This window comes from Streptomyces sennicomposti (assembly GCF_019890635.1).
GTDB lineage: Bacteria > Actinomycetota > Actinomycetes > Streptomycetales > Streptomycetaceae > Streptomyces > Streptomyces sennicomposti.
In genome coordinates, this window is record NZ_JAIOAB010000011.1 from 1 (window position 1) to 13,662 (window position 13,662).

Here is a 13,662-nt window from a genome sequence, read left to right on the forward strand (position 1 = left end):
TCCGGTGCCGCCCCCGGCCGGTCGGGTTCCACCCCGGGCTGCTCGGGCGCAGCCTCGCCCGGCTCGTGCGCCGGCCCGGGCAGCTCGTGTGCAGCCCCGGGCCGCACAGACGCGGCCCCGGACCGCTCAGGTCCCACCCCGGACCGCTCAGGTCCCGCCCCGGACCGCTCAGGTCCCGCCCCGGACCGCTCAGGTCCCGCCCCGGACCGCTCAGGTCCCGCCCCGGACCGCTCAGGTCCCGCCCCGGACCGCTCAGGTCCCGCCCCGGGCCGCCCGGGTGCCACCCCCCGCCGCTCAGGCGCTGCCCCCGGCCGCACGGGCGCGGACCAGGGCCGTCCGGGCGGCGCCCCCGGCCGTCCCGGCGCCCGCTCGGCCCGCGCGGTCGGGCCGCGGCGCGTCCCGTGGCGTGTCGTGCCCTCCGCCGCCGCCAGCAGTGCCCGGTGCTCGCCCTTGGCGGAGTCCACCTTGGGCGGCAGGGAGAACGACAGGAACGTTCCCGCGACGAAGATCACGAACGCGCCGTAGAGCGGCCAGCGCGGGCCGATCAGGTGCAGTCCCGCGCCGACGGGCGCGGCGGCGCCGGTGGCGAGCAGCCCGCCGAGGGTCACCCGGGAGTTCGCCTTGACCAGCGAGAACCGCGGCGGCAGCAGCCGCGGCACGACCGCGCTGCGGACCACCCCGTACGCCTTGGAGGCGACCAGCACGCCGAGCGCCGCCGGATACAGCTCCAGGCCGCCACCGGCCGCCGCGCCCGCGATGACCAGGGCGAGCAGCGCGCGGGCCAGCATCGCGGCGGCCATCGCGGCGCGCCGGCCGTGCGGGAGGCGGTCCAGGAGGGGGCCGATCACCGGGGCGAGGAGCGTGAAGGGAGCCATGGTGATGGCGAGGTAGAGCGCGACCCGGCCGCGGGCCTCGTCGGTGGGGACGGAGAAGAAGACGGTGGAGGCGAGGGCGACGGTGACCATGACGTCCCCGGCGCCGTTCACCGCGTGCAGCTCGATCAGCTTGCCGAGGCCGGACTCGCCGGCGCCGTGCGCGTGGGTGGCCTTGCGGATGCCGCGCACGGTGCCCGTGAAGGGGAGGCGCAGGGCACGGCCGACCGCGCGGACGGACCCGCCGAACCGGCCCGAACCGCTGCCTCGGCTGCTTCCCTCGGACCCCTGGGGCTCGTCGGTCCCGGCGGGGGTCTGCGGGGGCGTCCTCGGGGCTGCCACTCCGTCATACTGCCCCGAGACGGCCGCGGCTAGCGTCAAGACGGCCCGGAAGGGGCCACCCGCCCCCCGACGGGCGCACCCGCACGACGGGGACGCGGGGGGCGGCGCGCGGACCCTTCGGGCAGGCGAATCCGTTCGCCGCGCGACGGTGAGGCACCGTCGGTGTAGGCCGAGCGGCGGCGAGAAGGTAGCGTGCGTAGCGCGCCGTGGCGAACGTTCTCGGCCGCGCGCCTTACGGGCATACCGCAGAATGGATGACGTAGGTGCGCCCGAGCGCGATCGGGCGCGTACGTCGACGCGGTCCGCAGGTCCGCTCCGTTCGCCCCGCCGCCTTCAGGCCGGCGCACCCGTCAGACGGCGTAGGAGAGAAGCGATACCTGTGAGCGCAGCGACCACGCGAAGCCGCACCCCCGACCGCCTGTGCGCCGAGGCCGTCGACCTCGCCCGCGCCGCAGCGGAGGAGGTGGCAGCGCCCGGGGTCGTCGGTGAGCACGCGGGCGTGGTGGCCGAGGGTGACCGCGTCGTCACCCACTTCTTCGAGTGCAAGGAGCTGGGCTACCGCGGCTGGCGCTGGGCGGTCACGGTGGCGCGCGCCTCCCGCGCGAAGATCGTCACGCTGGACGAGGCGGTGCTGCTGCCCGGCCCGGACGCCGTGCTCGCGCCGGAGTGGGTGCCGTGGAGCGAGCGGCTGCGGCCCGGCGACATGGGGCCGGGCGACCTGCTGCCGACGGACGCGGACGATCTGCGTCTGGAGCCCGGCTTCTCCGGCGAGGACGCGCCGCCGCCGAACTCCGCCGTCTCCGAGGAGATGGCCGAGCTGGTGGAGGCGGAGGACGCCGAGGTCACCGACGGCCCGCCGCGCAACCTGCCCACCGCGCCCTCGCGGGGCTCGGTCGCGGCGGTCGCCGAGGAGCTGGGGATGCGGCGCGCGCGGGTCCTGTCCCGCTACGGCCTGCATGTCGCGGCCGACCGCTGGGAGGAGGCGTTCGGCGCGAAGACGCCGATGGCGCAGGCCGCCCCGGCGACCTGCGTGAGCTGTGGTTTCCTCGCTCCGATCGGCGGCTCGCTCGGACAGGCGTTCGGTGTGTGCGCCAACGAGTTCTCCCCGGCCGACGGCCGCGTGGTCTCCCTCGCCTACGGCTGCGGCGGCCACTCGGAGGCGGCGGTCATGCCGAAGCCCCCGCAGCCGGCCCCGCCGGTCATCGACGAGACCAGAGTCGACCCCTTCCCCCTCCGCCCGGCCCCCGACTCGGGCTCGGTCCCCCCGCTCCCGGACGAGGAGACGGCGGAACTGGGGCACTCGTAGGGGGCGCGGCCGGAGTGGGGAGGCGGCGGCCTCCCCTCCCAGCTCCAGCTCAAGTCCGTACTGCCCTCATGGCCTCGTCCAGGACCTCGGTCAGTTCCTGGAGGGCCGCCCGGGCGACGGCCGGGTCCTCGTGCTCCAGGTTGCCCTTGGCCCGGGCGTGGCGGGCGGCGAGGTCGGGACGGCGGGCGATCTCGATGTCCCGGGCCCAGGCCAGGACCCAGCTCCGCACCGGGCTGAGGGACTGCCACTCGACGGCCTTGGCGAACGCGTCGTCCTTCGTCCGCTGCATCTCCGCGAGCCGACCGGGAGCGACCACGGCGAGGGCGGCGCGCAGGGCGTCCGGTGTCTGCTCGGGCCGGGGAACCAGCTCGGGTCCATGATCGGCCCGAGTGCTCATGGTGCCCTCCGGGGATCAGGCCGGGGGAAGCTCGGCCCTCCCCGAAGATGTCCTCGGGCTTCGCCACGGTGACGGCCCGAGTGAGCCAGGTCCGCAGGACGTCGAGGTCGTCGCACTCGGTCACCCGCCTGCGGGCCTCTTCGGACATCTCGAGCCCGCGCTGCTCCAGCACGAGCAGAACGTCCTCGGCCCGGCCCTGAGCCCGGCCCTCGTCGCGGATCTCTTCGGAGAGGTAGGACTTGTAGAACGAGAGGTCCACGGCCACCAGATTCCTCCAGAGGTGCTTGGCCGGGCGGTCGCCCAGACCCTGAGCGGTGAATTCGATGATGGGGTCTGCTACGTCTTCGGGGATGTGGCGATTTCCTGATTCATGTCACTCAGTGTGGCCGGGGCCGCCTACCGTGAACGGTGACTCAGCGGTTGCGTACGGTCACTGTCGGCAAGTTGTCCGGTGCTGTCCAGGCTGTCGGGACCGTTGCTGCGGGTAGGGCGCTCACGCGAACGAGCGCGGGACTACGGAGGGGCGCGAATGTCGGTGGACGGCGAGGCGGGACGGCGCGAGGACGAGGCGGACGAGCCGGGGTGGGATGTCGATCCGGACGACGAGTGGGGCGTCGCCGTGATCACCACCGTGGGGCGGCAGTTGAAGCTGCGACGCGAGGCGCTGGGGATGCGCGTCGTCGACTTCGCCAAGGCGGTCGGCTACGGCGAGGACATGGTCTACAAGATCGAGAGCGGCAAGCGGATTCCCCGCCAGGACTACCTCGTCGTGTCCGACAAGGTGCTGAGGGCCGGTGGGATGGTCGCGGCGATGTGGGAGGACGTCAAGAAGGTCCGGTACCCGAAGAAGATCCGGGAGCTGGGCAAGTTGGAGGGCAAGGCGGTCGAGATCGGCGTGTACGAGTGCAACATCGTTGCCGGGCTGTTGCAGACTCCGGAACACGCGCGGGCGCTGATCGAGGCGGCGCAGCCGCCGTACTCACCGGACGACGTGGAACGCATGGTGGCGGCGCGGCTGGCCCGGCAGTCGGTGTTCGAGCGGAACCCGGCGCCGTCGATCCATTTCGTGCTGGAAGAGGCACCGCTGCGTCGACAGGTTGGGGGCACAATGGCGTGGCGACAGCAGCTCGAACGTCTGTTGGAGGTGGGTCGGTTGAGCAACGTCACGCTTCAGGTGATGCCGACGAACACCGAGCCGCATCCAGGACTGGACGGCAGGATCGAGCTGCTGAAGTTCCCGGACGGTACGGCGGTGGGGCGGGCCGACGGCCTGTTCAACGGCCGTCCGGTGACCGACCTGAAACAGCTCCGCATTCTGGAGCTGCAGTATGGGACGATCCGGGCGCAGGCCCTCCCGTCAAGGGAGTCGCTGGACTTCATCAAGGAACTGCTGGGAGAGAAATGATGCGCAAGGCATCCGCCGGGGACGCCTCCGAACTGGCGTGGTTCAAGAGCAGCTACAGCGGCGGCACCAACGGCGAGTCCTGCGTCGAGCTGGCGCTCACGCCGGGCACGGTGCACGTCCGCGATTCCAAGACCACCGACGGTCCCCGCCTCGCCCTCACGCCCGCCGCGTGGGCGGACTTCGTGCCGTACGCCTCGGAGGCATGATGCGCCGGGCATCCACCGGGGACGCCTCCGAGCTGGCGTGGTTCAAGAGCAGCTACAGCAGCGGCAACGACGGCAACTCATGCGTCGAGCTGGCGCTCACCCCCGGCACGGTGCACGTCCGCGACTCCAAGGCCACGGACGGTCCCCGCCTCGCCCTCACGCCCGCCGCGTGGGCGGACTTCGTGCCGTACGCCGCCGGGAACTGACCCGCCGCGGCAAGCGCCCCGCTCCCGGTTGCCGCCGGGGGCGGGGCGTCGTGCTGTCCGCGTATGGTCGCGGTGCAGCTCACGTCACCCTCCGGGGCGTATCGGTGCGCCGCCGCCCGAACAGGGCACCCGCCCCCCGGGCACCCCGCGTGCCCGGGTGTCCCCGCGCGGTACCTTCGGTTCCACCCTCGTGAGGAGAATCGACGTGAGTATGTTGGTGCAGCCGTCCGCCGGTGGCGATCCCTTCGGGACCGCCCGGCTGCGGCGGGGCGTGCTGGATGCCTGGGCCACCAGCCCGGCGCGGTTCCGGGAGGACGCCAACGCCGAGGAGGACCTCGTCCTCGGCGGCTACCGCGACCGCCTCGTCATCGAGCTGGCGCAGAACGCCGCCGACGCCGCCGCCCGCGCGGGCGTCCCCGGCCGGCTCCGCCTCACCCTGCGCGACGGGGTCCTCGTCGCCGCGAACACCGGCGCGCCCCTGGACGCCACCGGAGTCGAGTCGCTGTCCACGCTGCGCGCCTCCGCGAAGCGGGACGCCGCCGGGCAGGCCACCGCCGTGGGCCGGTTCGGCGTCGGCTTCGCCGCCGTCCTCGCGGTCACCGACGAGCCCGCCGTCGTCGGCCGGCACGGCGGTGTGCGCTGGTCGCTGGCCGAGGCCCGGGGCCTGGCGGAGGAGACCGCCCGGCACAGCCCCGGCCTCGGCGACGAGATCCGCCGCCGCGACGGCCACGTCCCGCTGCTGCGGCTCCCGTTCGCCGCCGAGGGCACCGCCCCCGACCCGTACGACACCGTCGTCATCCTGCCGCTGCGCGACACCGCCGCCGCCGACCTCGCCGAACGCCTCCTGCACGCCGTGGACGACGCCCTGCTGCTGGCCCTGCCGGGGCTGGAGGAGGTCGTTGTGGAGGTCGGCGACGACGCCGAGCCCCGTACGCTGCGCCGGCGTACCGAGGACGGCCTCACCGTCGTCACCGACACCCGCGAGGGCGTGACCCGCTGGCGTACCGCCGACGCGCACGGCCCCCTCACCCCCGACCTGCTCGCCGACCGCCCGGTCGAGGAGCGGCTGCGCCCGCAGTGGTCGGTGACCTGGGCTGTTCCCGTCGACGGCGACGGCGCCCCGGCCCGCCCCCGCACCAGTCCCGTCCTGCACGCGCCCACCCCCAGCGACGAGCCCCTCGGCGTCCCCGCGCTGCTCATCGCGTCGTTCCCGCTGGACAGCACGCGGCGGCACACCGCGCCCGGCCCGCTCACCGACTTCCTCGTGCAGCGCGCCGCCGACGCCTACGCCGCCCTCCTCGCCGACTGGCGGCCGGTCACCGAGGGCGTCATCGGCCTGGTGCCCGGCCCGCTCGGCAAGGGCGAACTGGACGGCGCGCTGCGCCGGGCGATCCTGGACCGGCTGCCGCGCACCTCCTTCCTGCCGCCCGCCGCCACGCCCCGCGCGGACGACTCCGACGAGCTGCCCGAGTCGCTGCGCCCGCGCGACGCCGAGGTGGTGGAGGGCGCGGGCGCCGACACCGTGCGCGTGCTGGCCGAGGTGCTGCCCACGCTGCTGCCCGCCGGCCTCGAACGCCGCGCCGAGCTGCGCACCCTCGGGGTGGCCCGGCTGCCGCTGACCGAGGCCGTGGACCGGCTGGCCGGTCTGGAGAAGGAACCGGAGTGGTGGCGGCGGCTGTACGACAGCCTCGCCGGCGTCGACCCCGACCGGCTCTCCGGACTGCCCGTGCCGCTCGCCGGGGGCACCTCCCGGGCTTTCGGCACCGGGGGAGGGCGTACCGCCATCGGACCGCGCCAGGTCCTGCTGCCCGCCCCGGACAGCGCCGCCGTCGCCGACCCCGAGGTGCTGGCCCGGCTCGGGCTGAAGGTCGCCCACCCCGACGCCGCCCACCCGATCCTGGAGAAGCTGGGCGCGCTGCCCGCCACCCCGCGCGCGGTCCTTACCACCCCGCAGGTGCGGGCCGCCGTCGCCGCCTCCCTGGACGCGGACGGCGGCGGGTGGGACGAGGACACCCCGGACGCCGACGAACTCGCCGACACCGTCCTCGCGTTGGTGCGGGACGCGGGCCTGGAACCCGGCGACGAGCCCTGGCTCGGCGCGCTCGCCCTGCCCGACGAGGACGGCGAACTCGCCCCGGCGGGCGAACTCGTCTTCCCCGGCGGCCCGTTCGCCCGGATCATGCGGGAGGGCGAACTCGCCGCCGTCGACCAGGAGCTGGCCGACAGGTGGGGCGAGCAGCCGCTCGCGGCCTGTGGCGTCCTCGTGGACTTCGCCCTGGTCCGCGCCACCGACGTCGTCCTCGACCCGGACGAACTGGAGCCCCGCGAGAGCGACTTCCCCGAGCCCGACGACCCCGGCCTGCTGGACGCGGTGGACGTGTGGAGCGAGGACGTCCTCGACCGCTTCCCGGACAGCCCCGTTCCGCCGGTCGCCACCGAGATCGTCGCCGTGCGCGACCTGGACCTGGTGGACGACGACCAGTGGCCCGCCGCCCTCGCCCTGCTCGCCCGGCCGCCGCTGCGCGACGCGCTCACCCAGCCGGTGCGCGTCCTGCTGCCCGACGGCACCCACGAGATCGTCCGCCCCTACACCGCCTGGTGGCTGCGCGGCCATCCGGTGCTCGGCGGCCGCCGCCCGGCCGGACTGCGCGCCGCCGGCTCCGACCCGCTGCTGCGCGGCCTGTACGACGAGGCGGACGCGACCGGCTTCGACGACGAGCAGGTGCTGCGGGCGCTCGGCGTACGCACCAGCGTGGCGGCGCTGCTCGCCGAACCGGGCGGCGCGGCCGAACTGCTGGACCGCCTCGCCGACCCGGACCGCCCGGTGACCTCCGCCCAACTGCACGCCCTGTACGGCGCGTTGGCCGAGCTGGACCCCGAACAGGTCACGCTGCCCGACGAGGTGCGGGCCGTAGTCGACGGCCGGGTGGAGGTGGTGGACGCCGCCGACGCCGTGGTCTGCGACTCCCCGGACCTGCTGCCGTTCACCGCCGGCGTCCCGCTGCTGCCCGTAAGGCCTTCCCTGGCCGCCGAGTTGGCCGAGTTGTTCCAGGTGCGGCGGCTGAGCGAGTCCGTCACCGGCGAGGTGGACTCGGACGGCGCCGAGCACGACGTACCGGAGCCGGTGCGGACGCTGCTCGGCCCGCGCACCCCCGAGACGTACGTCGAGCACGAGGAACTCGTCGTGGACGGCACCGAGTTGGACTGGCGTCTCACCCAGGACGGCGTACTGCACGCGGCCACCCTGGAGGGCGTCGCCGCGGGCCTCGCCTGGGCCGCGGGCCAGTGGCCCCGCCGCTTCGAGGTCGCCGCCCTCCTGGAAGACCCGTCCCGCACCGAGGAACTGGCCCGCGACCGCTGGTTCGACTGACCTGTACAAGTCGCACACAATTCAGTCACCGGACGTACAACCTTTCCCCTCCGCTCCCGGTCGTGTCTGGGGAGTCACCGGACTCCCCAGACACGCACGAGGCCCCTGAGCCCCCGTGCGCACCTCTCGAACGTAGGGACCGCATATGCGCATCCGTGCTTCCGTCGCCGTCGTGACCGGCGCCCTCGCCCTGACTGCCCTCGCCGTCCCGGCCGCGCAGGCGGACGGCGGGTACGGCGACACCAAGGTCACCAAGGTCGTCGTCGACGGCGACAACAAGGCGGCCCTGTCCACCTCAGGACTGAAGACGATCACGGTCAGCGTGACGGCCACGGACGGCTCGGGCATCCTGAGCGCCGACCCGTTCGCGCTGCAGGGCCCCGACTACGGCTACTGGACCACCAGCAAGCCCGTCTGCAAGGCGTCGAGCCACACCACCTCCACCTGCACGGCCTCCGTGAAGATCGACCCGAAGGTCGACTTCCTCAGCAACGCGATGGCCGGCACCTGGTACGTGGACGCGTGGGTCGACGCCCGTGACGGCGACTACATCTGGAAGGAGAAGGCCGGCTCGTTCAAGCTCCAGCGCGCCTCCAAGCTGACCGTCAACGCCGCCCCCGAGCCGGTCAAGAAGGGCAAGACCGTCACCGTCACCGGCGCGCTGACCCGCGCGAGCTGGGACGCCGGCAAGTACACCGGCTACGCCGCCCAGCCGGTCAAGCTCCAGTTCCTGAAGAAGGGCGCCAAGACCTACACCACCCTCAAGACCGTCAAGACGGACGCCAAGGGCAACCTGAAGACCACCGTCAAGGCGTCCGTCGACGGCTACTACCGCTACAGCTTCGCGGGCACCCCGACCACCCCGGCGGTCAACGCGACCGCGGACTTCGTCGACGTGCGCTGACCACGCGCGACGTACGCCGGCCGCACCGAACGCATTCGGCCCACCGCTTCCGACGCCTCCGCGCGCCGGAAGCGGCGCACCGGGGAACTGGCCCGCGACCGCTGGTTCGACTGAGCACGCGGCCGGGGGGCCGCTGCGCCGGTGGCCCCCCGGTGGCCCTTCCCGTGCCGCGACCGCGCACACCCGGCTACGCCGGGAAGCGGCGTCCCACCCACTTCCACAGCAGCTCCAGCAACGCCGACGCCACCACCGCGATCCCCACCGCCAGCCACGGCATCGACGTGCCGACCAGGCGCAGCGCGAAGAAGTGCTGGAGCGCCGGGACGGCCAGGACGACCACGAACGCCGCCCCCATCGCCGCCACCAGCGCGACCCGCCACCAGGTGTAGGGGCGGGCGATGATCGCCAGCACCCACATGGAGATCAGGAACAGGGTGAGCGTCGCCACGCTGGTCTCCGCGTCGAGCGCGCCCGGCCCGGTGTAGTGGCTCCGGGCGATCAGATACGTCACGAAGGTCGCCGCGCCCGCCACCACGCCGCCGGGGATCGCGTACCGCATCACCCGCCGTACGAAGTGCGGCCGGGCGCGTTCCTTGTTCGGGGCCAACGCCAGGAAGAAGGCCGGGACGCCGATGGTCAGCGTGGACAGCAGGGTCAGGTGCCGGGGCAGGAACGGGTACTCCACCTGCGAGCACACCACCAGCACCGCCAGCAGCACCGAGTACACCGTCTTGACGAGGAACAGCGTCGCGACCCGGGTGATGTTGCCGATGACGCGGCGGCCCTCGGCCACCACCGACGGCAGGGTGGCGAAGCTGTTGTCCAGCAGCACGATCTGCGCGACCGCCTTGGTGGCCTCCGAGCCGGAGCCCATCGCCACCCCGATGTCGGCGTCCTTGAGCGCCAGCACGTCGTTGACGCCGTCGCCGGTCATCGCGACCGTGTGCCCGCGCGACTGGAGCGCGCCGACCATGTCCCGCTTCTGCTGCGGGGTGACCCGCCCGAACACCGTCGCCTGATCCAGCCGCTCGGCCAGCGCCGCCCGCTCCTCGGGCAGCTTGCGGGCGTCCACGGCGGGGCCGCCGTCCAGCCCGGCCTTGGCGGCCACCGCGCCCACCGAGACCGCGTTGTCGCCGGAGATCACCTTGGCGCGGACGTTCTGGTCGGCGAAGTAGCGCAGGGTGCCGGCCGCGTCGGGCCGCAGCCGCTGCTCCAGCACCACCAGCGCGGTGGGCGTGAGGTCGCGGGTGACGTCCGGGTCGTCCAGCTCGCGGCCGGCCCGCGCCAGCAGCAGCACGCGCAGGCCCTGCTCGTTGAGCCGCCCGGTCTCGGCGAGGGCCGGCGACTTCTCCGGCAGCAGCACGTCCGGCGCGCCGAGCAGCCATGTGCTGGACTCGCCGTCGCCCTCGCTGAAGCTGGCGCCGCTGTACTTGCGGGCCGAGGAGAAGGGCAGCGACTCCACGCAGCGCCAGTCCTCGCTGTCCGGGCAGGCCTCGATGATCGCCTGGAGGGAGGCGTTGGGGCGCGGGTCGGACTCGCCGAGCGCGCCGAGCACCCGGCGGACGTACGCCTCGTCCTGGCCGTCCAGGAGACGGACCTCGGTGACGTCCATGCCGCCCTCGGTGAGCGTGCCGGTCTTGTCCAGGCACACCGTGTCCACCCGGGCCAGGCCCTCGATGGCGGGCAGCTCCTGCACCAGGCACTGCTTGCGGCCGAGCCGGATCACGCCGATGGCGAAGGCGACGGAGGTGAGCAGCACCAGCCCCTCGGGGACCATCGGCACGATGCCGCCGATCATCCGGGCCACGGAGTCCTTCAGGTCGTCGTCCTTGGCGACGAGCTGGCTGATGACGAGGCCGATCGCGGTCGGGATCATCATCCACAGCACGTACTTGAGGATGGTGGAGATGCCGGTGCGCAGTTCGGAGTGGACGAGCGTGAAGCGGGAGGCCTCCTCGGCGAGCTGGGCGGCGTAGGCCTCGCGGCCGACCCGGGTGGCCTGGAAGGCGCCGCCGCCGGCGACGACGAAGCTGCCGGACATCACCGCGTCCCCGCGGCGTTTGACGACGGGGTCGGCCTCGCCGGTGAGCAGCGACTCGTCGATCTCCAGCCCGTCGGCCTCGACGCAGACGCCGTCCACGACGACCTTGTCCCCGGGCCCGATCTCGATCACGTCGTCCAGGACGATCTCCGAGGTGGCGATCTCGGTGGCCGTCCCGTCGCGCCGCACGGTCGGGCGGGCCTCGCCGATCACGGCGAGCGAGTCGAGGGTCTTCTTGGCCCGCCACTCCTGCACGATGCCGATGCCGGTGTTGGCGATGATCACGAAGCCGAACAGGCTGTCCTGGATCGGCGCGACGAACAGGGTGATCACCCACAGCACGCCGATGATCGCGTTGAACCGGGTGAAGACGTTGGCGCGGACGATGTCGGCGAGGCTGCGGCTGCCGCGCACCGGTACGTCGTTGACGTCACCGCGGGCGATGCGCTCGGCGACCTCGCCGGCGGTGAGTCCGGTCGTCCGCGCCGGGGGTATGGGCACGGGGTGCACGGGGTCCAGTTCCGTACCGGCGTCGCTGTGCGTCATGCCTTCGACGGTACGTGGGGACGGGGCCCATTACTCGTTGACGGGGCCCTTTACTCGTTGAACGGGATCACGGTCGGCATCGCCCGGCCGGCCGCCGCGCGCTTGATCGCCGCGTCGCGCCTGCGGACGTACCAGACGCCGATCAGCCCGAGGCCGCCGCCGGCCAGGCAGGTCCACAGCCACCAGGTGCGGTCGTGGTCGGCGTACCAGCCGTAGAAGGGGAGCTGGGCCAGGAAGAGGACGAACCAGACGATCGTGCCGCCGGTGATGGTGGCGACCACGGGGCCCTCCAGGGGCTCCGGCGCCTCGTGCTTGGGGGTCCACTTCGCCATGCGCTCAGCTTACGGCCCGGGGTGCGGGGGCCTCGCGGCCCGGGGGAGAGGAGCTGTGGGGGTGGGCGTGCGGCCGGGGTCTACGCGCGGAGATGGCCATTTTCGCCTTCATATGTTCATACTGAAACGGTCTGCGTCTGGCCGCTTATCTTCGTAGAAAACACCAACCGCAATCTGGGGGAGATCTGTTGGTGACAGAAGACGGCCAGACTCGACCACGTTTGATCCCCTTCCCGGCCCGGTACTCCAGTACCTCCCCGCATCCCTGAGGTCATCCGCATGTCCACCTCGGCCACCGCCAAGGTCCCCGCCCCCGAGAAGCCGGGGACGCCGCCCCCGTACGGCGCCCTCGACCGTTACTTCAAGATCTCCGAGCGCGGCAGCTCCCTGTCCCGCGAGATCCGCGGCGGCTTCGCCACCTTCTTCGCGATGGCCTACATCATCGTGCTGAACCCGATCATCCTGGGCAGCGCGAAGGACATGTACGGGCACCAGCTCGACAACGGCCAGCTCGTCACCGCGACCGCCGTGACGGCCGCGTTCACCACGCTGCTCATGGGCGTCATCGGCAACGTCCCGATCGCGCTCGCCGCCGGCCTCGGCGTCAACACCGTCGTCGCGCTCCAGCTCGCGCCGCGCATGTCGTGGCCGGACGCGATGGGCATGGTCGTCCTGGCCGGCTTCGTCGTGATGCTGCTGGTGGCGACCGGTCTGCGCGAGCGCGTGATGAACGCCGTGCCGCTCGGCCTGCGCAAGGGCATCGCCATCGGCATCGGCCTGTTCATCATGCTGATCGGCCTGGTGGACTCCGGCTTCGTCTCCCGCATGCCGGACGCCGCGCACACCACCGTCCCGCTCCAGCTCGGCGCGGACGGTCACCTCAACGGCTGGCCGGTCCTCGTCTTCATCCTGGGCGCGCTGCTGACGCTCGCCCTCATCGTGCGCAAGGTGCCCGGCGCGATCCTCATCTCGATCGTCGTGATGACGGTCGTCGCGGTGATCGTCAACGCCGTCGCCACGGTGCCGTCCTGGGGTCTGACCACCCCGAAGTGGCCGGGCAACCCGGTCTCCACCCCCGACTTCGGGCTGCTCGGCAAGGTCAGTCTGTTCGGCGGCTTCGACAAGGTCGGCGTCCTGACCGGCATCCTGTTCGTCTTCACCGTGCTGCTGTCCTGCTTCTTCGACGCCATGGGCACGATCATGGGCATCAGCGACGAGGCGAAGCTGACCGACGCGCAGGGCCAGATGCCCGGCATGAACAAGGTGCTGTTCATCGACGGCATCGCCGTCGCCGCCGGCGGCGCCAGCTCCTCCTCGGCCACCACCTGCTTCGTGGAGTCCACGGCCGGTGTCGGCGAGGGCGCGCGGACCGGCTTCGCGAACGTGGTCACCGGCGCGCTGTTCGCCGTGGCGCTGTTCCTCACGCCGATCGCCACGATGGTGCCGTCCCAGGCGGCCACCCCGGCGCTGCTCGCGGTGGGCTTCCTGATCCTGTCCGGCTCGATCAAGGAGATCGACTGGGCGGACCACACGATCGCCATCCCGGCCTTCGTGACGATGCTGATGATGCCGTTCACCTACTCGATCACCAACGGCATCGGGATGGGCTTCATCACCTTCGTGGCGCTGCGGCTGGCCGCCGGGCGGGGCCGGGAGGTGCCGCCGGCGATGTACGTGGTCGCGGCGGTGTTCGCCTTCTACTACCTGATGCCGGCCCTGGGCCTGCTCTGACGGC

10 protein-coding genes and 2 pseudogenes are annotated in these 13,662 nt (G+C 73.0%); 7 read left to right on the top strand and 5 right to left on the bottom strand.

What is annotated here, in order from left to right; all coding sequences use genetic code 11:
- Positions 1-1,214, bottom strand: a pseudogene (locus tag K7787_RS31660) (hypothetical protein); the annotation flags it as partial.
- A 379-nt stretch (positions 1,215-1,593) separates the two neighbouring features.
- Between K7787_RS31660 and K7787_RS09090 the strand changes: the two are divergent.
- Positions 1,594-2,520: a DUF3027 domain-containing protein gene (locus K7787_RS09090; RefSeq protein ID WP_009189239.1), complete on the top strand. Its 927-nt coding sequence runs from the start codon at positions 1,594-1,596 to the stop codon at positions 2,518-2,520.
- 49 nt (positions 2,521-2,569) lie between these two features.
- On the opposite strand, the gene K7787_RS09095 is transcribed toward K7787_RS09090, so the two are convergent.
- Both K7787_RS09095 and K7787_RS31665 read right to left on the bottom strand, forming a co-directional pair.
- Positions 2,570-2,917 carry a hypothetical protein gene (locus tag K7787_RS09095; protein WP_043260971.1) on the bottom strand — a complete coding sequence of 116 codons (348 nt, stop codon included), beginning with the start codon at positions 2,915-2,917 and terminating at the stop codon, positions 2,570-2,572.
- A gap of 43 nt (positions 2,918-2,960) precedes the next feature.
- Positions 2,961-3,275, bottom strand: a pseudogene (locus K7787_RS31665) (hypothetical protein); the annotation flags it as partial.
- A 171-nt stretch (positions 3,276-3,446) separates the two neighbouring features.
- On the opposite strand from K7787_RS31665, the gene K7787_RS09100 reads away from it, so the two are divergent.
- The 5 genes from K7787_RS09100 to K7787_RS09120 all read left to right on the top strand — a co-directional run bounded on the left by K7787_RS09100 (position 3,447) and on the right by K7787_RS09120 (position 9,008).
- Positions 3,447-4,322, top strand: coding sequence for a helix-turn-helix domain-containing protein (locus K7787_RS09100; protein ID WP_223001071.1), 876 nt, complete (start codon positions 3,447-3,449; stop codon positions 4,320-4,322).
- Entirely contained in the window at positions 4,319-4,528 is a 210-nt protein-coding gene (locus K7787_RS09105; RefSeq protein WP_223001072.1) for a DUF397 domain-containing protein, read from the top strand. Before K7787_RS09100 ends, K7787_RS09105 begins: the two co-directional genes overlap by 4 nt.
- Positions 4,525-4,734 (top strand): DUF397 domain-containing protein, encoded by a 210-nt coding sequence (locus tag K7787_RS09110; protein ID WP_223001073.1) that lies wholly within the window; start codon positions 4,525-4,527, stop codon positions 4,732-4,734. The genes K7787_RS09105 and K7787_RS09110 overlap by 4 nt, the downstream gene beginning before the upstream one ends.
- A 205-nt stretch (positions 4,735-4,939) precedes the next feature.
- Positions 4,940-8,104: a sacsin N-terminal ATP-binding-like domain-containing protein gene (locus K7787_RS09115; RefSeq protein WP_223001074.1), complete on the top strand. Its 3,165-nt coding sequence runs from the start codon at positions 4,940-4,942 to the stop codon at positions 8,102-8,104.
- Between the two features lie 145 nt (positions 8,105-8,249).
- Entirely contained in the window at positions 8,250-9,008 is a 759-nt protein-coding gene (locus K7787_RS09120) for a calcium-binding protein (RefSeq protein ID WP_223001075.1), read from the top strand.
- Between the two features lie 187 nt (positions 9,009-9,195).
- Here K7787_RS09120 and K7787_RS09125 read toward each other — a convergent pair whose 3' ends face one another.
- On the bottom strand, positions 9,196-11,595 hold the full coding sequence (locus K7787_RS09125) for a cation-translocating P-type ATPase (RefSeq protein ID WP_223001076.1): 2,400 nt from the start codon (positions 11,593-11,595) through the stop codon (positions 9,196-9,198).
- A 50-nt stretch (positions 11,596-11,645) separates the two neighbouring features.
- Positions 11,646-11,927, bottom strand: a complete 282-nt coding sequence (locus K7787_RS09130) for a DUF2530 domain-containing protein (protein WP_223001077.1) — start codon at positions 11,925-11,927, stop codon at positions 11,646-11,648.
- 279 nt (positions 11,928-12,206) lie between these two features.
- Between K7787_RS09130 and K7787_RS09135 the strand changes: the two genes are divergently transcribed.
- A complete protein-coding gene (locus tag K7787_RS09135) occupies positions 12,207-13,658 on the top strand; it encodes an NCS2 family permease (RefSeq protein ID WP_164387967.1) in 1,452 nt (483 codons plus the stop codon).
- Positions 13,659-13,662: the final 4 nt, after the last annotated feature.

What these genes read in the sequence shown, in the direction of transcription:
- K7787_RS09095 (WP_043260971.1), bottom strand. Translation starts at nt 2,917, where the DNA reads ATGAGCACTCGGGCCGATCATGGACCCGAGCTGGTTCCCCGGCCCGAG.
- K7787_RS09100 (WP_223001071.1), top strand. Translation starts at nt 3,447, where the DNA reads ATGTCGGTGGACGGCGAGGCGGGACGGCGCGAGGACGAGGCGGACGAG.
- K7787_RS09105 (WP_223001072.1), top strand. Translation starts at nt 4,319, where the DNA reads ATGATGCGCAAGGCATCCGCCGGGGACGCCTCCGAACTGGCGTGGTTC.
- K7787_RS09110 (WP_223001073.1), top strand. Translation starts at nt 4,525, where the DNA reads ATGATGCGCCGGGCATCCACCGGGGACGCCTCCGAGCTGGCGTGGTTC.
- K7787_RS09120 (WP_223001075.1), top strand. Translation starts at nt 8,250, where the DNA reads ATGCGCATCCGTGCTTCCGTCGCCGTCGTGACCGGCGCCCTCGCCCTG.
- K7787_RS09125 (WP_223001076.1), bottom strand. Translation starts at nt 11,595, where the DNA reads ATGACGCACAGCGACGCCGGTACGGAACTGGACCCCGTGCACCCCGTG.
- K7787_RS09130 (WP_223001077.1), bottom strand. Translation starts at nt 11,927, where the DNA reads ATGGCGAAGTGGACCCCCAAGCACGAGGCGCCGGAGCCCCTGGAGGGC.
- K7787_RS09135 (WP_164387967.1), top strand. Translation starts at nt 12,207, where the DNA reads ATGTCCACCTCGGCCACCGCCAAGGTCCCCGCCCCCGAGAAGCCGGGG.